Raw genomic sequence first — 19764 nt, 5'->3', positions numbered from 1 at the left:
TGGCAGGCCGGGTTCAGCCCTTCGTGCCGACCGCGCGGCGGAAGGTGTACTTGTGGACGTTCCCCTCCACCTCCGGGCCCTCGATGCTGGCGTTCGTCAGGGACGGGGTATTGACGGCCAGCAGCTTGCGCACGTCGTCCGGCGTGCCCGAGGGGTTGGGGTCGTTCATCGGCTGCCCCCCGTTGAGATCGGCGTAAACGAACTTGCGGACCACGACGTTTGCTTCCATAGGTGTTCCTCCAGGGAAGGTGACTTCCCGTTCTGACGGTGGAGGGGGCGCTTCCGGCCCCCTCCGACCCCTGTCAAGACCCGAAGAGCGTCGGGGGCGCGTCGTCCAGCGTGGCCGTGACCTGGGTGGGCGGACCCGCCTTCACCGTGCCGTGCCAAGTGAAGGGCTTCTTGTGCTCGGCCTCGACCAGGACCTTGTACATGCCCTCCGGCAGTGGCCCGGCCGAGTTCACCGGGTTTCCTGCGGCGTCGAGCACCGTGACAGCCGCCCCGCCCGGGGCATGCACCGTCAGTGTGCCGCCCAGCGTGAAGGCGAGGTCGGCGGTCTTCCCGCGTTCGACCTTCACCGTCTGCTTGGCCGCCTTGTAGCCCTCGGCGCTGGCCTCGACGGTGTACCGGCCCGGGGTCAGGTCGTTTTCCCCCACCTGCACGCTGATGCCGTGGCCGCCCAGGGTCGCCTTCAAGGTGGTGCCGGGGACATCCACCGCGATCCTCAACTTGCCCTTGTTGCGGTCGCTGGCCGCCGCCAGTGCGGGACTCGGCGAGGCAGGCTTGGTCGGAGCGGTGGCCTTCGTCTGCACGGCCCTGGCCTGGCTGCGCGCCTGGTCCCGCAGGCCGCCCTGCACGGCCGGGCGGTACTCGCGCAGCGCGTACAGCAGCTCGGCGCTGTCGAACTCCTTCACCGTGCCGGTGAGGGTCAGTTCCGGAAGCGCGGGCAGGTTCAGCGGCTTCACCTGGGCGGTGAGGCGGCCGTCCTCACCGAGGCTCAGCGTGAAGGCCAGGGCGCTGCCCGGGCTCATCAGGCTCGCCAGGTATCCGAAGACCTCTCCGGTCGGGGTAGGCAACTCGGGGGCGTCCCTGGCCTCCGGCACGCTGGCCGCTTCCTCCACCTCGGTGGGAGCGGTCTCACCGGACTCCTCCTCAACCCCTTCCTCTTCTTCCTCGTCGGTGCCCTCCGGGTCGTCTGCCTCGTCCGCAGGCGCGCGCTGCTCCGGCGCGGGGGACTGAGGTTCGGGGGCAGGGGGCAGGGGTTCCGCCACGGCCTCCGGTGCGGCCGGGGGAGGCGCGGCGGGTGCGGGCGGCGGGGGCACGGCCGCGGGGGGAGCCAGCAGCGCGGGCGCGTCCGGCACTGGTGTGGTGGGGGCCACCGGCGGTTCCTGCACCGGCGACGGCACGGGGTCGGGCTGGACCGCCGCTGTCGGTGCCGCCTGGGGACCAGGGGTCGGCGCCGGGTCGGACCCCCAGTTCTTGAAGAAGCTTCCGAAACTGCTCTTTCCGACGTTCATCCCGTTGCTCATTTCGACCTCCACCTGCCCCGAGCGCCCCCCAGGCGCGACACCTGCAAGGAGGCGTCCTCGCACTCCGGGTGCTTGAGGAGACCGCCCCGCCCCCGTTGCGCGTAGGCGTGACGCCGGGTGACCCGCCGGGGCCGGGGAACACGCTGCCCTCCCCGGGGAGCCAGGCCGCGCTCGGGATGCAGGGCGGTGTGCAGGAGCTGCCGGACCGGCGAGTAGACCAGCAGCAGCGCCTGGCCCTTCCAGACCACCTGCACCACCTGGCGGTTCTGTCCGTCCTTCCGCAGCACCCGGAAGGGGATACGGCGGGTTTCGATCAGGCGGCACAGGCGGAGGTATTCCCCGCCGCGCAGCCGCAGGCCGTAATACTGCTCGAGGCGGTGGTTGACGTGGGCCAGACGGCACAGCACGTCTTCGTCGAGGGAGGGTTGGGCGAGCACCGAAGGGAACATGGCGAACCTCCAGGGAGAGTGGGCGCCCACCCCGGCATGGAGGTGGGCAGGGCCCCGCTTAGTGACGAAAGGCGCGCAGCCGCGCGCGGATGACGCCCGCGAGCTGGGTGTGGTCGTGGGCCAGCAGGAGTGTGCCGAAGCTCACCTGCCAGGCCTGCGCGACGCTGCCGTTCGCGGCCTCGCCGATCAGCACGGGCAGGACCCGCACGTCGCGGTGGTCACCGATCAGCCGTCCGCAGGCCGCCATGTCCTCGGCGTCCAGACCGCCGTCGCAGATCACGATGTGCAGGTGCTGCTCGCCCGCCCGGCGTGGACTCTCCAGCGCCCGGCGCATCGCGGGCGCGAGTTCGGTGTACCCGCGCGGGAAGATCGTGCGCAGGGCCGAGGTCGCGGCCGCGGGGGACAGCCCGAACGGCACGGGCTCCTCCACCACGTCGTCGAAGGCGATCACCCGCACCGGCACGTCCGCGATCTGCGCGGCGCGGATGCCCATGTGCAGCGCCCGGACCGCGCAGCCCATGCGGCCCTCCTCGTTCATGCTGCCGCTGCGGTCGACGATCCAGGTGACGTGCAGTTCGCTGGGCCGCGTGGGCTCCTGGCGTTGCCGGAACAGCCTGGAGCGGCCCTCGATGTAGCGCGTGAGGTCCAGGTTCCCGCGGGTCTCGTGCGGGCGGGTCCGTCCCGGCCGGGCTCGCTCGCGCAGCACCGACGCCACCAGCCGCGCGGGACCCTCCACGTCGCCCACGGTGAGGATGTCGGTCGGGTCGGGGGCCGGATCGGGGGGTGGCCGGTCCCCGGGGTCTCCGCTGCCCTGGCCTCCCGGAGACCGGCCGCCCTCCGGGCCGCCGTCCCCATCGTCGCCCGGCTGCTGCCTGTCCGGGTCGCCCGCGCCGACCAGGCCGTCGAACGGGTCGCGCTCGTCTTCCTGATCCAGCCCCAGGAGGCCCAGGATGCAGCTCGCGATCCAGGTCACCCGGTCGCTGTCCGGCGCGGTCCAGGCGGCCTGCACGAGCGGCCAGACGTCGGCCCACTCGTCTGGACGGGCGGGGGCCCACTTGGGGGCGGCGCGGTCGTGCTCGAAGCGCATCGCCAGGCAGCCCTCCAGCGAGTCGAACCGCCACTTCGGGCTGACCTTCTCGGCGAGGGTGTCGCCCAGGAAGTCGAAGGCGGGCGCCAGCTCCGGGTAGCGGGCGGCCATCAGGTGCTCCATGCGCTCGTCCTCCAGCGCGTTCCAGAGCTGTCCAAGCAGCGCGGGCGGCTTGTCGCCGCTGAACTGGACGTGCCCGGCCTCGTGGGCCAGGATGGCCCGGAGCAGCAGCGCCCGCCTGCCGTGCTCGTCCCCCGGTGCGTGCCGGAGCACGTCGGGATCGGTGACGGGCAGCAGGTCCGGGTCGAGGTACACCACCTTCGACTCCGGGTCGACGGCCGCCGTGCCGCCGCGCCGCGTGAGCAGCACCGTGAAGTTGCTCTTGCGGCTGTAGAAGCGGAACAGTTGCCCCGCGAACGTTCGCCAGGACGGTTGTTGCGGCCAGGGGAGGGTGGAGGGTCCGCTCGGTACGATCATCAAAGCTCCTTTCTGCCCCTCCCCGGCGCCGCCCCGGGGCGCGACCCCTGGCGGGCAGAACCAGCGGCCTCCTACCGTTGGGATATGCAGAAGTTCGCAGGCGAGACGTGGGGCGATGTGGGCTACCGTGCGCTGGGCATCCTGGGAATGGCGGGGTTGGTCGCTCTTTCGGGAGGCGACCTGGTGGCCCTGCTCTCCAACTTCCGGGCCGCGACCGGCGTGCCGCTGTTCATGGCAGTCGTCACCCTGCTGCTGGAGGTGCTGGCGCTGGTCTTCGTGTGGCGCAGCGGCGGGCGCGATCTGCGCCCCTCGCCCCACGGGTCACCGGCGATGCTGGCCGCCCTGGCGGGGGGCGGGGCGGTGGCGCTGGACGTGCTGGGCTTCGGCGTCCCGCTGTTCATGGCGATGGCCGCGCGCCTGGTGGGGCTGGTCGGTCTGCTGACGCTGCTCGCGCTGCTGGAACCCAGGGCGATCTGGGAGGCGCCGGAGCTGGAAAGCACCTGAAGAGGAACCGCTGGCCGCCGGAGCACCCTTCAGTACTCCGGCGGCCAGCTTCTGCTACACCAGCTTCAGCGCCTGCTCGTTCAGCACGCGCCGCAGGTCCTCCAGCGCGGCGGGCTCCAGCCGCCCGAAGTCATTCCGGGGCACGCAGAAGGGGATCAGGGTCGTCTCGGCCGCCCGCCGGAACGCCTCGTGCCGCTCCCACCCGTCCTCCACCAGGGCCAGGATCGCCTCCAGCCAACTGATCACGACCCGGGGATTGGCCTCGCGCTCCAGCAGCCCCGAGCGGCTGACGTGGTTGGCGCGGGTGTCCACCTCGATGCTGTACAGGTGGGCCGCGAGCTGGGGATCGCCGGAGAGCCGCTCGTACAGCGCCACGGTGACGGCCGGGTCACCGTACTCCATGTCGAGGTGGAGGTTGAAGCGCCCCAGCAGCGCGGTATCGATGCTCTGCCCGGCCTGGATGTACCCGTCGCCGAGGTTGGTCGTGGCGATGAGGAGGACGTTCTTCACCGGCGCCCAGACCAGCTCGCCGTTTTTCAGGCGCAACAGGTAGTAGCGCCCCCCTTGCAGGTGCGGCACGCCCATCAGTCCCGCCTCCTCGGCGCTGACATGGTCGAGGAGGCCCACGGCGCTGGAGAGGTTGATCGGGTCCGAGCGCAGCAGTTCGTCGAACAGCAACACCACCGGCCCTTCCTGGGCGCGCAGGAAGGCCTGGGTGAAGGGGCCGTCCACCCACTCGGGCTTGCCCCCCACCATCTGGTAGCCGCCGAGGAAGTCCTGGTCGTCCATGTTCGGGCTACCCTTGACCACGAACAGCGGGCGTCCCAGCCGCACGGCGGCGGCCTTGGCCGTCTCGGTCTTCATCACCCCGGTGGGGCCGGTGATCAGCACCCGCCCGCCTCGGCGCGAGACCCGCAGCAGTTCGTCCAGCGGCGTGTTCCCGGCACTCGGCTGCGGCGCGGTGGTGGGCAGGCTGCCCTTGAGGATGGTGAACTCCTCGGGGGGCAGGAACAGGGTGGCCTGGGTGGGCTCGGCGTCCAGGTGGTCCATCTCGCCTGCCAGGAACAGGGCCTTCATGCTGTAGTAGAGGCTGTCGATCAGGGCCATCATGGCGAGCGTGGCGTCAGGGTCGTTGCTCGCCTGGCGCAGGTCGGCCTTGGTGAAGACCGCTTGAGCGGACGTACGCGGGCCGCGTAGGCGGGAGAGTTCGCCCACCAGGAGCCACCAGCGCGCCTCGACTTCCACCAGGGCGGGGTGGCATTTCAGGACCGCCAGCACGACCGTCAGGGCGAACGGGCCGGTGCGGCCGATGCCCCCCTCGAAGGTGATGTGGGTGCCATGCACCGTGGCGCCCAGCCAGCGGTTCCCACTCTGGCCGCCTGCGGTGGTGGGGTAGCAGATCAGCACGTCCTGCCCATGGCCCGGCGTGGCCTGGACGTCGCCGGTCAGGACCCCGCAGATGGCGGTGAGCACACCGAAGCCGACGACGCTCTGCGCCGTGGTGTCCTTATGCTGTGAGTGCGCGCTGGGCGGGATGGCCTGGTTATAGGCCAGGCTGGGCCACACCAACTGGCTCTTGGTGTGGGTGAACGCGATAGCGCTGACGGCCGACCAGAAGTTCTGGGACACGGGGCACCTCCGCCTCCCCGCTGCCCCCGCGAGGGGGCGACTTCTGCCCGGCACGTCGGTTCTGGTCAGCTCACGAAGGTGGTGCGGGTGCCTCCAAGGCACGGCCCGCAGGTCGCACGTCGCGCAGCCCACCCTGCTGATTCCCGGTGCGGGCCTTGCTCGTCAGCGGTGGAACTCAGATCGGTGCCAGGCCGACCCTCACAGCGTGAGGAGGGTCAACGCCGGAAACGCCAGGCCGTAATGCTGCGGGTCCAGCGTGGCCAGCCGGTCCGCTTTCACCTGAGCATGCGCGCCAATCAGAAAGTCTGCCAGGATGCGCAGTGGGGCACCTCCGCCACTCGCCTTCCTCCGTACTGCATACGCCTGGAAGGCCACGCCTGCCGCCTCCCACACCGCCAGCGGGAACGCCTCCTCCAGCGTGATCCCCGTGTCGTGCAGGAACTCCCCGACGAACTCTGGGGTGGGGGGGGGCGTGCCGAGTAGCTCGCTGTACACCACCGGACTGATCAGGAGCGGACCGCTTCCGCGTGCCCGCTCCAGCAGGTCGATCAATGGCAGGGAATTCGGTTCGGCTTTCAGGATGGCACTCAGGACGTTCGTGTCGATGGCCGTGCGGGTCACTCCTCCGCACCGTCGCGCTGCTGGCGATAAAACGTCACGCTGTCCTGCCCGGCCTCGAAGGGCGGGGATCGCCCGACCCAGGCCAGGAACGGACTGACGGGCGCAGCCGGACGGAGCAGTTCGCCCTGGACCTCGACCGTATCGCCCTCCTTGAGACCGAGTTGCGCGGTGACTTCCTCGGGGAACACGAGCTGGCCGCCTTTGACGACGCCTTTGATGGTGGTCATGTGAGGCCTCCTGAACGAAGTGTAGGGCTGGGAAACCGTCACAGGCGTGCCGCAGGACAGGATCGCCTGGCAGGACAGAGGGAGGGGTGATTGCGGCCGCTGGAGACGACGTATATCAGAGACTCAAGGGGACGGAGCATCCCCGCTCAGTCTCGCCGCCCCATCAGAGGAGGTGGGGAGCCAGCAGAGCCAGCGCCTCAGCGAAGGTAAGAGTGCAGGCCACGGGCTGGCCGTGCACCTGACGCGCCCCCTGCCACACCAGGCCCCGGAGGGTCATCACCTGCCGGGTGATCACGCCGCCGAATGGATCGAGGGTGGCCTGCACCGCCAGCACCAGCTCGGTGTCCTCGTCCTGGGTCAGCAGTTCGAGGATGCAGCCCTGAGCATCGCGTTCCTCGCCGGTGGCAGGCTGCACGAAGCAGCAGTCGGCACCGGAGTGGGTGGCCAGAACCTGGGAGGCCTGCTCGGCGAGGGTGCGGGTGGCGCAGTGCGCCAGGTGGGTGCCGTGCGGCGTGGAGAGGACGTAGGCGGGAACTTGCGGGGGCTGGGTCATGGAAGCTCCTTTCACGCGGGCCGCTGCGCCCCCCGGGCGCGACGCCTGACCTCCTGGCACGTTCTGGTCCCGGAAGCGGCCCTCTCCCTCACCGCTTCCGAGGTCACCCGCTCAGGCGGGGGTGTCCTGACTGCGTTTGAACGCGTCAATGCTGCCGAGCGCCGCCTTGAGGTGCTTGTACACCTCGCGCTGGAGATCGAGGTCCTCGGGCAACTCATGCCGGAGCTGCTCCATCGCCTGGGCGAGGTGGGCCCCACCGGCGGTACGCTCGTACTCCGGCCGCGCCCACTCGGGCAACTCGGGGGTGGCGGCAGGCTCACGCCGCGCGTCATTCCAGTCCACCCAGGTTTTGGGCAGGTCGTACAGGTAGCGTCCGATGCCGAACTGCACCGCGCAGCGCTTCAGCGCGTCCGAGGACGCGGCCCCCCGGGTGCCCGCCTCCCCCTCGCCCGCCTCGCCGATGTCCTCGCGGGTCACGCCGAGGACCGTCAGGCGGCCCTTGACGGTCGGGGTCGGCGTGCCGGGCACGACCGCGATCTCGAAGGACCAGTCGTCCGGGCACACGGCATCCAGACGGTCCTGGACAGCGCGAGCGTCCACGTAGGCCACCAGCAGGGCGCGGCTGCGGTCCTTGGTGAGGGCCTGCGGTTTCCAGCCCACCAGGTGGCTGGGAAAGGGAGCCTGGAGCCGCCGCTGGACCTGGGAGAGGTGGGAAGTGGGCAGGGCAGGGGAGAGGGGTAAGTGACTGGGCTGGTCGGGCATGAGCATCCTTTCTGACCTCGCGGGGTCACCCCTCCCGGGCGGGCGCCGGGCGCCCGCGACGCCCGGCCCGGCCAGAGGGGGACCTGCGTCCCTTCCGGCCGGGCAAGGGGGGCTACGCCGCCTGAAGCTGCACGGCGAGGATCTCCTCGCGGACCTGCATCAGCAGCACCCCCAGCCGATTGAGGCCCTGCCCCCGGTAGACGCCCCAGTAACGGTCGCGCCACGCGTTGTCTTCCACCAGCGCGGCGTCTCCAGTGGCCAGTAGGCGCTCGCGCAGGTCGGGCTGGCGAAACTTCACGCGCAGCATCGCCAGCATCACCTCTTCCTTCATGTCGTCCCAGCCCGGGCGCAGGGTGACCTGTTGCCCGGCCTGCCGCGCCTCTGCCGGGGTCGGCAGGCCGGCGATGACGGCCCGCTCGGCGAGGTTCTCGGTCTTGCAGGCCTGGAAGGCGTGCTCCACCGTGGGATACCGCACCCCACGCACCCGGATAACGGCAGGCTCGAAGTTGCTCAGGAAGGCGTACTGACCACGGAACCCTCGTATTTCGGTCATGCTGGACCGTTCCCCCGGCCCCGCCGGGGGGACCCCTGAAACCCAGGCGGGGCGGGCAAGGTGGGGGAGGCGGCCACAGGCAGCGCCGCTCCCCCGAAGCTGGCTTGCTGCCTGGCGGCGCAAGGCTCCTCCAGCGGCACGACCCGGAAGGTCTTTCGATTCTCCGGCAGATCATGGACCAGGCATCCCCGCGACTGCCGGTGCCGCCGCACTTGTCGCGGGCACGGGTGGTGGGTTCAAAGCGTGCCAGGCGGGTGGACCGCGTGGTGGCGGCCGCCTGGTCGAGGAGGGTCCAGAGGGAGGAAGCGGGGTGGACACGGTCCCTTCACGCTCAGGGAAAACAACTTTCTTCCTGGTGACCAGGCTTTTATCTCAACCGGGTTCAGGGCGGAGGAGGCGGAGGGCGGCGAGAGGGTCAAGGCGGAGTCGGCGAACGAGGGCCGTGACGTGGCGTGTCTGTGAGGCGAGCAAGGTGAGGATCACGCCATTGAGCATGGCTTTTCCCTGAGCGCCCTTTCTTGAACGGCAGCGATCTTCGTGGAGGACGGTATCGCGGCGGTGATGGCTCCGATTTTCAATGCCCCAATGTCCTCGCCAGATGTCCTCGGCCTCTCTGGCCGTCAGCAGCCTGCTGCTGACGGCAAAGCGCACTTCAAGGGTCTGAGTGCCATTTCAGCGAGTTACTCGGTGTTCCCGGTGAATCAGGGTCTTCACTTCGGGGAGCGCCTGGGAAATCGCTTCGGGAATGTCAGTGAGAACATCGGTGCGCCGCTCCCAGACCTCCCCACTGCGGTGTTCCACATCCACCACGCCGTTCTGCACAGGGTAGCTGAAAGCTAAGACGGCCCATTCTTTCAAGTCTTTGACGTTGTTCTTGAGGGGAACGAGGTAGGCTCCGCCTGCCCCGGTCACTTGTGTGGTGAAGCCTCACTCGGTATAGGCCGCATCCAACGTCAGCAACCAGTTCGGCCCGAAGACGGCGGTCAGTGTCTCCAGCAGTTCCCCCATGCCTTTGGCCTCGTGCCGTCCTGCCTGGTCCGCCTGCGTCACCGTCAAGGCCAGCTCGTGGAAAAATACCGACAGGAACGAGAGGGCCAAGCGGCCCTCTCGTCCACTCCCCTTGAGCACCTTGCCGTCCCCGGCGAGGAGGACAAGCTTGTCGTGCGCTGTAGGATGCTGGGCTTTCACCCAGGCCAGCAGGACGGTCTGGAGCTGGGTGAGATGCTGCTCCAAGACCCAGAAGAAGCGGTAGATCATCGCTTGTTGCGGTATCCGGTCCAGCGCGAGGTGCTGACACAGCACCTCGCGCTGCCCTTGCAGCCACTGGGAGAGCGCCAAGATGTTTTCTGGCCCCGACAGCAGGCCCACGAGAATGACTGTCCAGAGCGTCTCCCAGGGGTAGTGGATGCGCTTCTGGTCACGCCAGTCCGGGATTTGGGTTAAAAAGGGCAGTGGGCTGATGGGTGGTCGCACAACTCCCTATCAGCCCTCTTCCTTGTCCTCAGTCAAGATAAAAGCCTGCCTGGTGACCTCTCGTCTTTCATGGTGGACCGGTCCCTGGCCCCGTCTAGGGGACGCCTGAAGCTGAAACCCTCCCGTCGGGTGGGCAGGGTGGCTGTCCCCGGATGCTGGAGCTCGCATCAGTTCGGGTCCCTCGGGCCGCAGGGCTGGTCCCCAGAGTCGATCCCGCCCGTGTCCGCGTGCTGCCGCTGGTAGCGGAGGGCGTCCCGGTAAGCGACCGCGAATGCCAGGAAAGGTGTGGAGGCACAGGCGGCGGATGTCCGTCCGGTGGCCGAAGTGACCTGAGCGTCGCACCGGCCAGGCTGCTCCTCCAGGGCGTAGCGCCAGTTTCGTGCCAGAACCGCCTCCCGCAGGGCGAGCTGCACCAGGGGTTGCAAGCCCGACCACTCGAGTTGCTCGGGCTCGGTCCAGACCATGCCCGCCCAGGAGAACGGCACGCCTTGGAAGGCGAACCCGTCCGGGTCGAGGACCGCGAACTCACGGACGACATCCGCCAGGGCTTCTTGCGTGAATTCAGGTGCGAACAGGGTGACCGGGGCGGGCCGTGCATCCAGCGCGGCGAGCAGGGAGGCGGCAGCATCCCGGGCGATCAGGCCCCGAGCGGCGGCCAGGGCCTGGCGATAGGCCTCCTGTTCCTGCCCACCCTTGAAGGTGACCTGGCCGCAGTCCAGCGCGGCGAGCAGGGTGGAGAGGGCCAGGGCAAGTTCACGGCGATCTGCTGGCAACATGGCTACCTCCCGGCCGCGCTGGTGGCAGTGATGAAGGGTCAATCCCGGCCACCCAGGCGTGCCAGGGCCTCCCGCTCGGCGCGGCTCAGCCGCAGACCTTCCTGCAAGAGAAGGGACTCGACCTCGCTGGCCTGGACCACCCGCCGCACCACCTCCTCGTGGACGGGAGCAGTCAGCCAGGGCCGCCGTGCCACCTGCCGCACGAAGCCGCCGCTGCCCGGGTGGGGCGTGCGCTCGATCACGACCAGCAGGCCGCCTCGGCAGGGCGTGATCGTAGCCTGGGTCCGTCCCTGTTCGATCTGCATGGCCGCCCGCCGCGTCCCATCCGGGGCGCGACGCCTCCTGCAAAGGAAACCTGGCAGGGCGGCTGGGGGAAGGGCACCAGGACGACGTCAGGCGGGCCGGTCCTGGCCGCCCCAGTGCGGCAGCCGGCTGACGCGACGGAGCGTGCTCACGACCCCGACTTCCTGCGCAACAGGACGAACGTTCTGGCCTGCCTCAACCGAGCGATGCAACCGATCATGCTCACAACGGTCAACGCGATCACCAGCACGAGGCTGTTGCCCAGCGGCTGGGGAAGACCCAGCACGGCGTCACACGGCCGCGCTGAGGGTCAGCAACAGGAGGCCGAGCAGGATCGGCAGACCCAGGCCGCTCATCAGTTGGGCTGCCTTTCGCCAAGGGCACGCTCCTCGCGGGCGCGCTCCTCGGCTTCCCACTCCTCGACCAGCTTAGGGCCGACATGGCGCGTCTCCAGGGCGGCCTCCACCCAGGAATCTGGGAGGTTCAGGCGGCGGGCCAGGCGTTCGTGCTCGCTCAGGTGCTCCTCGCCCTTCACGGGTTCGGTCTGGTCCTTGGAAAGGTCAGACATTAGGGTTCTTCCTCCTGTGTTCCTCCCTGTGGAAGGCTGAGGGGTGCTCGATCTTCTCGCCCGGACAGGGGACCCGGGCCCGGCCTTCTCCGAGGGTAGGGGGGAAGAGGTTGCCTCGCCGCCTGTCCCCAGTGCTGACCCGCAAAGCCAACGGTGCGTCCATATCCGGCACCTCCGCGCTTCCTGAGCACATGGAAGCGCGCGACACCTGGAGTCAGGAACACTTACCCGTTGTCGTGCAGGGCCTCGAACGCACGGTAGGGGCGGGCGACCTGGCGCGCGTCACAGGCCAGTTGCGCCAGCTCGCGCAGGCGGGCGCGGGTGGTCCGCTCGGGGGAGGGGTGCTGGATAGCCGAGTCGTCGATGTCCCGGCCATTCAGGCCGTGCAACCAGAAGTGCTGGCGGTGGCACTTCACCAGGTACAGCAGGTGCCGGGCCCTAAGGTACTCCCCACCACTCAGATTCCCCCGGCAGGCCGTGACGAAGAGGCGGTCGGCGAGCGCAAGTGCCTGGTCGAAATCCATACAACCTCCTTAGATGCGGGCGCCTCACCGGTGGCACGCTCCAGCGGCAGGAGCACGTTCACCACCCGCTTACGGGCGGCCTCGCGCAACCGGCCCAGCTCGTCGGGCGTGTACTGGTCGGCACGCGTCCGCCTGGGCAGCCACGGCCGTAAGTTGGCCAGGGCCGCTAGGCAGGCGAGCGGCTGGGCCTCCTCCGGGAACGCGGCACCTGCCAGTTCCTCCAGCGTGGCCCCTTCGAGAAAGGCGCTGAGGTCCCGCACCAGGCGGTACAGGTCCTCGGCGCTGCCTCGCCGGTCCCCGTCCCCCAGCAGCGCCTCCGCCTGCTGCCGGAGGGCCGCGAGGTCCGGGGGGCTCACACCGGCACCGCGTAGACGGGCAGGCCGCTCTGCTGCGCGGCCGCGAACTGCGCCTGGTTGGCCCCCTGTACCCCGCCCTGACCCACGATGCGGCTGATCCCAGTGATCGGCACCGACGCGAAGATCGCCCGGGCGTAGCGCACGGCGGGCGCTCCGGCCCCCAGGCGACCCCGTAGCTCGTACTCCCCCTCGCCGAGGTACCGTGTGAGGGTGCCCGGCGTGGCGCTCGGCGTGACCCACCAGTGCAGTCCAGTGCAGTTCGTGTGGCCGGGGTGGCGCTTGCCCGTCGGGCAGACGTGCGTCCCGTCCAGGTGGGGCATCAGGGCCTCGGGGTTGGCGATCAGGGCCTTGTTGTGGATGAACAGGAAGCGGCTCTGGGCGCTGAGCTTGCCCACCGGCAGGGTGGGGGAGATCTTGCGTGAGAAGCCCATGCGCCGCGCTTCCTCCCAGAAGTCCGGCACGAAGGGGTAGTGCCCCTCGCCGATCAGGTCCACGACGTGCGTGACCCCCTTGGGGTCGGTCCAGAGCGTGACGCCCAGCGCGTTCACGGTGAGGTGGGGGGGCACCAGGGTGGGGAAGTCCACCAGGAAGTGGTCGAGCGGGTGGGCGCCGCTCGCGCTGACTGCGCATTCCAGGTACCACCCGCCGAGCATCCGTCCGTCGCCGCAAAGCCGCCGTCCACCCTGTGCCAGTCCGTGCATGCTGCACCTCCGTCCCCCTCCGCCTGCGCGCGCGAGCAGCGCGACCTCCGCTCAGGGCGGAAGGCCATGCCCGACGGGGACCCCAGGCGTGGGCGCTACGTGGCGGAGGAACAGGGTCATGGGGACCTCGGGGGGTGGCGGGACACGGCGGCTTCTGGCAGGCCTGAGAAGGGGTCTGCGCGGGCAGGAGGGTTTCACCCCCAGGCCCATGCCGCCCCTGGCCTTGCTGGCGCTCAGGTGACCCCGGAGCGGGTCGCGCGAACCCGGCTCGGGGGCCGGTTCACGGCGGGCGGGGCTGGCACCCCCAGCGGGGCGGGCTCCGGCTCAGCCTCTACGGCGGGTGAAGCGGCCGATTCCTCCTCGGCGGTCCCGTCGCTGGCCAGGTCCAGCAGTGCCTGGGCCAGCGCGCCGAGGTCCACGCCCTCGTTGCGGGCCATCGCCATCACCCGGCTCGCCAGGTCAGTCGCCGCGTCCACCTCGATCAGCGGCGCCGGGGTGTCCAGCAGGGCGGCGCTCAGCACGTCGCCCAGGTCCTCGGCGTGGGCGACCCGCGCGCCCTTGAGGTCGTCGGCCGTGAACTTCGCGCCCGGGCCCCCCGCTACCTTGGCCTGCAAGGCCTCGACCGCCTGCGTGCGGTACGGCTCGTTCAGCGCGGCGATCTGCTCGACCACGCCGACGGCCACCCGCTCGCCGACCAGGTGCAGCACCCACTCGGGCAGCTCGAGCAGCTTCGCGCGCTTTTTCAGGGTGCCGAGCGACGCACCCCACAGGTCCGCGACCCCCTTGAGGTTGTAGCCCTGATTCAGCTTCTTGCGCAGGGCCAGCGCTTCGGCAACCGGGTTGTTCGAGCGGCCCAGGTTCTCGATGCCGGTGATATCCGCGGCCGACCCGTCGCTGCTGCTCACGAACGCGGGCACCTCGGTCAGTCCCACGTCCCGGGCGGTGTGGAAGCGGCGGCTCCCGGCGGAGACGCGGTACCGGTAGGGAGTGCCCTGGGGTGCCGGGTACAGTTCCAGCGGCGTGAGGATGCCGAACTCCCCCACGCTCGGGCCGATGGGGTTGCGCGCGCCCCGCAGCTCGGGCGGCTCGATCTCCGCCAGCGGCACCACCTGGTACTGCCGCTCGCTTGAACCCTGGAACAGTGGTGTTGCATTCATGCCGACCTCCATTGCGATGGGCCGCGCCGGTGCGGTCCTGGCGCGACACTCTCCCCGCGCCGCTGCCCGCCCTGCGCCCAGTCGTGCAGCAGAGTCCAAATCCAGATGTCCGCGAAGCCGCCGACCAACCGCCTGATCACCTGTGGCACGTTCGCAGGTCCGGCGTGCTACGGCCAGCCGCTCAGGGATGCCGAGCAGAACGAAACGAAGGAGCGAAGGCATGGACACCTCCACGGAAAAGGGGGTCCTGCGGCGCGCACGGCACCGCAGGACCCCGGAAGGGTCAGGTCACATCACTGTGACTCGCTGCCCAGACCTGAGGGGTCAAACCGCCGCCTGGTCTGGAACAACCACGACCAGAGCGCCGAGAAGTCCCACATGTGTTCACCTCCTTTCGCACCCGGCCCTGCGGCGGCTCCGTCCGCCGCGACCCCCACAAAAAAAGGGGGAGATGCGCCCTCTGCTTACGTGCCTCCCCCTGCTCACGCCGAATTCAGTCGGCAGCGTTCTCCACCCCAGGTCCCAGCCCGGCCGTCTGCCAGAACGCCGTGACGTACGCCCGGGCGCCTTCGAGCCACTGCGCACGCTGCTCGCATCTCACCCCCGCCTCGCGGTACAGGGACAGCAGATCCAGGCGCCGGATGCCCACCCACGTCCGCCGGAAGTGGGCGCGCACGCCGGCGTACCCGCCCAGCACCGCCCCGTCGAACACGCGGCGGCTCAGGGCGAACGACAGCACGTCCGGCATCGCCGCGTGCAGTGGACATTCCCACAGCAGGTCGCGCGCCTCGGCCAGCGTGTTGAAACGCACGCTTACCCCCGCCACTGGCGTGTCCGCCCGGCCCACCGCGTGGAAACGTTCCTGGTGGAACCTGAGGTTGCAGTGCGTCAGCCGGAAGTCCGATCCCTGGAAAGCCGCCGTCACCTCCGCGCGTTCATCCTCATGCATGCCCCCCAGCCGCGCGCGTCAGGCGCGCGACACCGTGACCCCTGAGTACCGCGCGCACGGCACTTCACTCCAGCGGCTGCCAGCCTGTAAAGGGCAGACACAGTAGCGGCTGGCCGTTCAGGACCACCACGTCCCCCGCCCTGGTGCTGCGGGCGGAGTCCTCGGGGACCAGGCAGTGGACGCCGGGCTGCCGGGCCCAGTGCGAGGCCCCGAAGTGCTGCACCACCCGGAACGCCAGGTCCGGGTCGTCACACCGCTCCACCTCCGCCACCAGCACGAAGTCCTCCGGCCACCGGGCATGCGGGCCTTTGGCATGAAACACTTTCGCGACCATCCTGCACCTCCGCTGGCTCGGCAGCGCCGGGGGGCGCGAAACCTGCGGGTGCCGAAAAAGAGGGGGAAGCGAGGTGGACTTCCCCGGACGCGTCAAAGCTCCGGCAACGACAGTTCCGGAAAACCCAGCCGGTAGGGCTGCGGATCGAGGGTCAGCAGCGCGGCCCCGAGCCGGGCCGCGTGTGCGCCAATCAGGAAGTCCACCAGCAGTCGCCGGGGCAACCCCCTCCCCCGCTGCGCTGACGGCGGGCACTGTAGGCCCCGTAGGCCGCGCTCGCCTGCATCCACATCTCTGGGTCCGTCTGCCAGTCCACGCGGATGTCGGTCGTGTTCAGGAAGTGATCGGCACCCTCACGCGTCTGCCCCGGCGCGGCGAGCAGTTCCGCGTACACAGACACGTGGATCACCAGCGGACCTTGCTGCCGGGCGGTCCAGAGGGCCAGGGCCAGACGTTGGGCGCCCGGCTCGTTGCGGAGCCGGGCGCTGAGGACATGGGTATCGATGCAGGTGGTCAATCTTCGTGCCCCCGCTCCCGGCGGTAGCACGTGCGGCTGTCTTCTTCCAGGGGTGGCAGGTTACCGATGAACTGCAGGAAGGGGTTGGGGGGTGCGGCCTGCACGTCGAGTTCGATCACGACGGTCTGCCCGGCCCGCAACTGACACGCGACCTCTGCGGGCAGGGTGAGTTGGCCCTGCTCGTCCACGGTGGCAGTGATCTTCGTCATGTGGCCTCCAGGTGTCATGGTAGCGCTGGCTCATCCCGCCAGGTGAGCCGCTCGAGCGCGCTGGCGGTGCCCGGCCCCCAGGGGACGCGCTCGAAGAGGGTTGGCCAGGCCACTTCCGGCTCATCCTCCCAGCCGATCAGGCGGTGGGGCGACCACGTATCGGTGGTGTCCAGCGCCCAAGTCACGGCGGCCAGGAAGGCAGAAAAGGACATGGGTTCCTCCACGCTGGAGAAACCCGCAGCCCTTCCTGTTCAGTAGGTCAGGCGACGTTCGCCGTATCTTCGGGCGTGTTCACGTTTGGCGTACCTCTCGCCAGCGTCACCACCCGCCGCGCCTCCACCTTGGTGGACAGCCGCTTGTTCCCCTCGCGGTCGGTCCACGCCTCGTTGAAGAGCCGCCCCTCCACCACCACGCCCGTCCCCTTGCGCGCGCCCTGCTGTGCCAGGGCCAACTGGCGCCACAGCACCACGTCCAGCCAGTGGGTCTTCTCCTGCGGCTGCCCCTGGCGGTCCCGGAAGCGGTTCGTTAGGCCGAGGCGCAGCTCTAGCACCGGCTCTTTGGCAGCCGTGTGCCGCAGCACCACGTCACGCGCCAGGTGACCGGAGACCAGCACCTGGTTCAGGCCGAGGACCGCGTCTGCGGGAACGTCCAGCACCGCGAGCTGCAAGGCCTTGACCTTGAGCGCGCTGCGCTTCCCGCCCGCCGGGGTCTCCCACTCGCTGTACTCGAGCGAGCCGTCCAGCACCATCGGCGTGCCTTTCGCGCACGGGCGCTCGGCCGAGTATTCGGCAGCCTTCCCGATCTGCTCGAAACGGTGGTACCACTCCACCATCCGCACGCTCTCCCCGACGAACAGTTCCTCCTGCCCGTGCAAGGTGCCCTCCAGCACCGCCACGCCGGACGGCGTGTACCGCAGCGCCGCGTCCTCTGCCAGCCGCCCGATCAATGTCACCCGGTTCAGTCCTAAAGCCATGATGCGTTCCTCCCTTTGCGCCTTTGCGTGATCTCGAATGGCCGAACAACTCCCGACACCTCATCCCTGGACGCGCCAGCGTCCGACGCCTGGCGCGTCCCGCTGACACGGCGCCTACCAGCCTCTTCCGCGCCGCCTGCGCTCCGGGCGGCAGGAGTGTCCGGCACCCAGCGTGCTGTTCTGCGGCTGGGGGCGCGAGAACGGACTGGCCAGCTTGTGCGTCCACGAGCCCTGTGGGGCCTGCGCCGCCAGCAGCAACCGCGCCGCCTCCGCGTTGCCTTCCACCAGGTGGCACAACTGCCGCGCCAGCGCCCGCCCGGACGGCGCGTCGAGGAACACGGTCTCCTGCACCCCGTACAGGGACAGCGACACGACCTCTGCGGAGGCGCGCACCTTCAGCTCCCCGTTCGCCAGGCCCTGCCAACCCTGGTCCGCTCGCGCCACGACCACCATCAGGAGCGTCACGGCCTCTGCCCAGGTCAGGTTCACGTGCGCCGTCCCGGTCGTCAGCAGCAGCCCCCCCAGCAGGCTCTCTGCCACCTCCACCCGCGGCGGTGCCCCGGCGCTCCAGACCGGGCGCAGTCGGCCGTCCAATTCCTCCAACACCTCTCCGGTCTCCCGGTCCCAGACCGTCACGCGCTGCGGCATCTCCCTGAAGACCACACCCGCGAGCGCCAGCTTGTCGTTGACCGTGACCGAGCGTCCGCCTTGGAAATGCACCTCGTACCTTTTCTGCGACATGACCCGCCAGCGCGCATGTCAGTGCGCGACACCTCTTCCCTGCGGCGGCACGGAAAGAGGGAAGGGGCCACCACTCTCCCTTCCCTTCCTGACCACTTCCCGGGTCAAGTCATGCGGCTTTGGCTTCCGGCCTTTTGGCAGCGCCTCCTCGGGGCTTCGATTTCTTCCCCGAACGGCGTGGCCCTCGCCCCGCCTTCCCTTGTGCGAGTGTGGCGTCGCGGCGGGATTGAGCGCTCCGTGTCCTGCCACACGGCGCTTTGGAGCCAGCAGGGCCGCGAGACTCTTGCGGGTCCGCAGGCCCTCTGGCAGGCTAAGTTCCCCAGTCACTGCGGGCCAGTCGCTGCGAGAATGCCGCCAGCAAGGAAGAACGAAAAAGGGTAACGCTGGCCTGCCGGGTTTGGGTGCCCAACCGAGCAAGGACGTGTGCACCCAGGATCTACACAGCGCTGCCAACTGTTGGTTTCCGAAGTCAAGGCGCGCCAATGGCACGAAGGTCTCGCAAGGCCGCCTGCGCACGTGCCACGTTCGCCTGCACGACCTCCGCGTCGCGCTTTGCCTCGATCGTGTCGGTGAGGGCCGCATCGTGGCTGCTGGCGTTGCCCTTCTTGAGGGGGTAGGCGGCGGAGAGTCCTGGCTGCCCCGCGCCGATCACCATGATGTCCGTCCGGGGGGCGACAGGCGGGTGGGCCGCGCTTCCCCGTTCTCCCGGTGGGAACCGCTGGCTGTGGGGGGAGGCATCACGTCCCCCCCTCCGTGCTCTCCGAGCGCGGGTGAGGCACCAGCAGTTGCCCAGTGATCAACTTCGCCCGCCGCAAGGCGTCCCGATCCTGCCCCACACCGGCCAGCAGGGTGGCACCCTCCAACACCAGGTGCAACTCCGCCGCAAGCCGGTCGGGGTCGGGCTGTCCGGCTTGCCGCGCCAGAACGGTCAGGTACTCGCGCACGCGCCGCCGGTGGTCCTGAAGCACCTGGACGGCCGGGTGGTGAGGATCAGCCAGTTCGATGACGAGGCGGGTCAGCAGGCAGCCCCGGAAGGTGGGGCGCGCGAACCACCCGGTGAGCGCGTCGAACACGACCAGCAGTTGCCGCTCGGGACGAGGTTCCAGGTGCGCGACCGTGTCCTGAAGCCATTGGAGGAAGTCCTGCGCCTCCAGCCGCAGGACGGCGAGGATCAGGTCGTCCTTGCCGCGGTAGTACTTGTAGAGGGTGGCCTTGGTGCTCCCGCCCTCACGCACGATGTCGTCGACGGAGACGTGGTGGAGGCCGCGGGTGGAGAGCAGGGTGTGGGCCGCCTGCAGCAGGCGCTCCCGGGCGGGGGAAGTCATGGGATGTCCTGCATCCGGAGGGCGGTTCGCGGTCAGGGCGTGCCGATCGCCTGAAGCTCTCGCAGCGCCGCCTGCGCGCGGGTCACGTTCGCCTGCACGACCTGAGGGTCACGGTTCGTGTCGATCGCATTGGTCAGGGCGGCCAGGGCCGCCTGCGCTTCGCGGTACCCGCCCGGGTTCAGTTGCCTCAGCAGTGTCGCCGCGTCCAGTTCCGCCTGCGCCTGTCGGGCGGCGCTGCGGGCTGCGTCACGGCTGCTGGCGTTGCCCGGTTGCGCGCGGGCGTACTCCAGTGGGACGATCTCCAGCGCGCCGGAGGCCTTGCGGGCGTGCTCCACCCCGGGCGCGACCAGGCCCGCCAGGGTCGGGGTGGGCGCGGTCGTGCGGCCGGCGAGGAAGCCGAGCGCGAGGCCGACCAGGGCTGCGACGGTCACGAGCAGCGGGGACAAGTTACGTTGACGGCGGTACAGCATGGT

30 protein-coding genes are annotated in these 19764 nt (G+C 69.8%); 1 reads left to right on the top strand and 29 read right to left on the bottom strand.

From position 1 onward, the window contains the following. Positions 1–13: 13 nt before the first annotated feature. The 4 genes from DEIPH_RS18035 to DEIPH_RS18020 form a co-directional block, all read right to left on the bottom strand. Positions 14–229 (bottom strand): PRTRC system protein C, encoded by a 216-nt coding sequence (locus DEIPH_RS18035; RefSeq protein WP_034360937.1) that lies wholly within the window; start codon positions 227–229, stop codon positions 14–16. Positions 230–302: 73 nt separating this feature from the next. Further along, positions 303–1526 carry a carboxypeptidase-like regulatory domain-containing protein gene (locus DEIPH_RS20300; protein WP_034360935.1) on the bottom strand — a complete coding sequence of 408 codons (1224 nt, stop codon included), beginning with the start codon at positions 1524–1526 and terminating at the stop codon, positions 303–305. Beyond that, the gene (locus DEIPH_RS18025) at positions 1523–1975 is read right to left on the bottom strand and encodes a hypothetical protein (RefSeq protein WP_034360933.1); all 453 of its coding nucleotides are present in this window, start codon (positions 1973–1975) and stop codon (positions 1523–1525) included. The genes DEIPH_RS20300 and DEIPH_RS18025 overlap by 4 nt, the downstream gene beginning before the upstream one ends. A gap of 58 nt (positions 1976–2033) precedes the next feature. Beyond that, positions 2034–3539 (bottom strand): vWA domain-containing protein, encoded by a 1506-nt coding sequence (locus DEIPH_RS18020; protein ID WP_034360931.1) that lies wholly within the window; start codon positions 3537–3539, stop codon positions 2034–2036. A gap of 84 nt (positions 3540–3623) precedes the next feature. Here DEIPH_RS18020 and DEIPH_RS18015 point away from each other — a divergent pair, with 84 nt between their 5' ends. Further along, positions 3624–4043 carry a hypothetical protein gene (locus DEIPH_RS18015; RefSeq protein ID WP_034360929.1) on the top strand — a complete coding sequence of 140 codons (420 nt, stop codon included), beginning with the start codon at positions 3624–3626 and terminating at the stop codon, positions 4041–4043. A 54-nt stretch (positions 4044–4097) separates the two neighbouring features. Here DEIPH_RS18015 and DEIPH_RS18970 read toward each other — a convergent pair whose 3' ends face one another. The 25 genes from DEIPH_RS18970 to DEIPH_RS17890 all read right to left on the bottom strand — a co-directional run bounded on the left by DEIPH_RS18970 (position 4098) and on the right by DEIPH_RS17890 (position 19761). After that, on the bottom strand, positions 4098–5672 hold the full coding sequence (locus DEIPH_RS18970) for an AAA family ATPase (protein WP_051517521.1): 1575 nt from the start codon (positions 5670–5672) through the stop codon (positions 4098–4100). Between the two features lie 198 nt (positions 5673–5870). After that, positions 5871–6293, bottom strand: a complete 423-nt coding sequence (locus tag DEIPH_RS20295; protein WP_034360927.1) for a type II toxin-antitoxin system VapC family toxin — start codon at positions 6291–6293, stop codon at positions 5871–5873. Beyond that, complete coding sequence (gene mazE / locus DEIPH_RS20290) at positions 6290–6520, bottom strand: type II toxin-antitoxin system MazE family antitoxin (RefSeq protein ID WP_034360925.1); 231 nt, start codon at positions 6518–6520, stop codon at positions 6290–6292. The genes DEIPH_RS20295 and mazE overlap by 4 nt, the downstream gene beginning before the upstream one ends. Positions 6521–6683: 163 nt before the next feature. After that, on the bottom strand, positions 6684–7073 hold the full coding sequence (locus DEIPH_RS17995; protein WP_034360923.1) for a hypothetical protein: 390 nt from the start codon (positions 7071–7073) through the stop codon (positions 6684–6686). A gap of 111 nt (positions 7074–7184) precedes the next feature. Beyond that, positions 7185–7835: a Rad52/Rad22 family DNA repair protein gene (locus tag DEIPH_RS17990; protein ID WP_051517520.1), complete on the bottom strand. Its 651-nt coding sequence runs from the start codon at positions 7833–7835 to the stop codon at positions 7185–7187. Between the two features lie 112 nt (positions 7836–7947). Then, the gene (locus DEIPH_RS17985) at positions 7948–8388 is read right to left on the bottom strand and encodes an NADAR family protein (RefSeq protein ID WP_034360921.1); all 441 of its coding nucleotides are present in this window, start codon (positions 8386–8388) and stop codon (positions 7948–7950) included. A gap of 672 nt (positions 8389–9060) precedes the next feature. After that, the gene (locus DEIPH_RS17980; protein ID WP_034360919.1) at positions 9061–9300 is read right to left on the bottom strand and encodes a hypothetical protein; all 240 of its coding nucleotides are present in this window, start codon (positions 9298–9300) and stop codon (positions 9061–9063) included. Between the two features lie 15 nt (positions 9301–9315). Then, positions 9316–9861: a transposase family protein gene (locus DEIPH_RS17975; protein WP_034360917.1), complete on the bottom strand. Its 546-nt coding sequence runs from the start codon at positions 9859–9861 to the stop codon at positions 9316–9318. Positions 9862–10028: 167 nt separating this feature from the next. After that, entirely contained in the window at positions 10029–10637 is a 609-nt protein-coding gene (locus DEIPH_RS17970) for a hypothetical protein (protein ID WP_034360915.1), read from the bottom strand. A 38-nt stretch (positions 10638–10675) separates the two neighbouring features. Further along, entirely contained in the window at positions 10676–10942 is a 267-nt protein-coding gene (locus DEIPH_RS17965) for a hypothetical protein (RefSeq protein WP_034360913.1), read from the bottom strand. Positions 10943–11295: 353 nt separating this feature from the next. Next, on the bottom strand, positions 11296–11508 hold the full coding sequence (locus DEIPH_RS17960) for a hypothetical protein (protein ID WP_034360911.1): 213 nt from the start codon (positions 11506–11508) through the stop codon (positions 11296–11298). A 224-nt stretch (positions 11509–11732) separates the two neighbouring features. Beyond that, positions 11733–11924 (bottom strand): hypothetical protein, encoded by a 192-nt coding sequence (locus DEIPH_RS20285; protein WP_161636097.1) that lies wholly within the window; start codon positions 11922–11924, stop codon positions 11733–11735. 41 nt (positions 11925–11965) lie between these two features. Further along, complete coding sequence (locus tag DEIPH_RS17950) at positions 11966–12388, bottom strand: hypothetical protein (protein WP_034360907.1); 423 nt, start codon at positions 12386–12388, stop codon at positions 11966–11968. After that, positions 12385–13089, bottom strand: a complete 705-nt coding sequence (locus DEIPH_RS17945; RefSeq protein WP_034360905.1) for a hypothetical protein — start codon at positions 13087–13089, stop codon at positions 12385–12387. Before DEIPH_RS17945 ends, DEIPH_RS17950 begins: the two co-directional genes overlap by 4 nt. A 233-nt stretch (positions 13090–13322) precedes the next feature. Next, positions 13323–14246 carry a ParB/RepB/Spo0J family partition protein gene (locus DEIPH_RS17940; RefSeq protein WP_034360903.1) on the bottom strand — a complete coding sequence of 308 codons (924 nt, stop codon included), beginning with the start codon at positions 14244–14246 and terminating at the stop codon, positions 13323–13325. Between the two features lie 493 nt (positions 14247–14739). Beyond that, complete coding sequence (locus DEIPH_RS17935; RefSeq protein ID WP_034360901.1) at positions 14740–15195, bottom strand: hypothetical protein; 456 nt, start codon at positions 15193–15195, stop codon at positions 14740–14742. Between the two features lie 64 nt (positions 15196–15259). Then, positions 15260–15529, bottom strand: coding sequence for a hypothetical protein (locus DEIPH_RS17930; protein ID WP_034360899.1), 270 nt, complete (start codon positions 15527–15529; stop codon positions 15260–15262). A gap of 190 nt (positions 15530–15719) precedes the next feature. Beyond that, entirely contained in the window at positions 15720–16043 is a 324-nt protein-coding gene (locus DEIPH_RS17925) for a type II toxin-antitoxin system VapC family toxin (protein WP_034360897.1), read from the bottom strand. Next, positions 16040–16252 carry an AbrB/MazE/SpoVT family DNA-binding domain-containing protein gene (locus DEIPH_RS17920; protein WP_034360895.1) on the bottom strand — a complete coding sequence of 71 codons (213 nt, stop codon included), beginning with the start codon at positions 16250–16252 and terminating at the stop codon, positions 16040–16042. Before DEIPH_RS17920 ends, DEIPH_RS17925 begins: the two co-directional genes overlap by 4 nt. Before the next feature lie 14 nt (positions 16253–16266). Continuing rightward, complete coding sequence (locus tag DEIPH_RS17915) at positions 16267–16464, bottom strand: hypothetical protein (RefSeq protein ID WP_034360893.1); 198 nt, start codon at positions 16462–16464, stop codon at positions 16267–16269. 47 nt (positions 16465–16511) lie between these two features. Further along, entirely contained in the window at positions 16512–17225 is a 714-nt protein-coding gene (gene ssb / locus DEIPH_RS17910; RefSeq protein ID WP_081790998.1) for a single-stranded DNA-binding protein, read from the bottom strand. Between the two features lie 114 nt (positions 17226–17339). Next, a complete protein-coding gene (locus DEIPH_RS17905) occupies positions 17340–17966 on the bottom strand; it encodes a hypothetical protein (protein WP_034360891.1) in 627 nt (208 codons plus the stop codon). A gap of 469 nt (positions 17967–18435) precedes the next feature. Further along, positions 18436–18621 carry a hypothetical protein gene (locus DEIPH_RS20365; RefSeq protein WP_034360889.1) on the bottom strand — a complete coding sequence of 62 codons (186 nt, stop codon included), beginning with the start codon at positions 18619–18621 and terminating at the stop codon, positions 18436–18438. 82 nt (positions 18622–18703) lie between these two features. Then, positions 18704–19291 (bottom strand): TetR/AcrR family transcriptional regulator, encoded by a 588-nt coding sequence (locus DEIPH_RS17895; protein WP_051517517.1) that lies wholly within the window; start codon positions 19289–19291, stop codon positions 18704–18706. A 32-nt stretch (positions 19292–19323) separates the two neighbouring features. Next, the gene (locus DEIPH_RS17890) at positions 19324–19761 is read right to left on the bottom strand and encodes a hypothetical protein (RefSeq protein WP_034360887.1); all 438 of its coding nucleotides are present in this window, start codon (positions 19759–19761) and stop codon (positions 19324–19326) included. Positions 19762–19764 lie beyond the last annotated feature (3 nt).

It is taken from the genome of Deinococcus phoenicis, from assembly GCF_000599865.1.
In the GTDB taxonomy this organism is placed as follows: Bacteria; Deinococcota; Deinococci; order Deinococcales; family Deinococcaceae; genus Deinococcus; species Deinococcus phoenicis.
The sequence above is the reverse complement of the archived record's forward strand: the minus strand, read 5'-3'. Positions and strand labels throughout refer to the sequence as shown.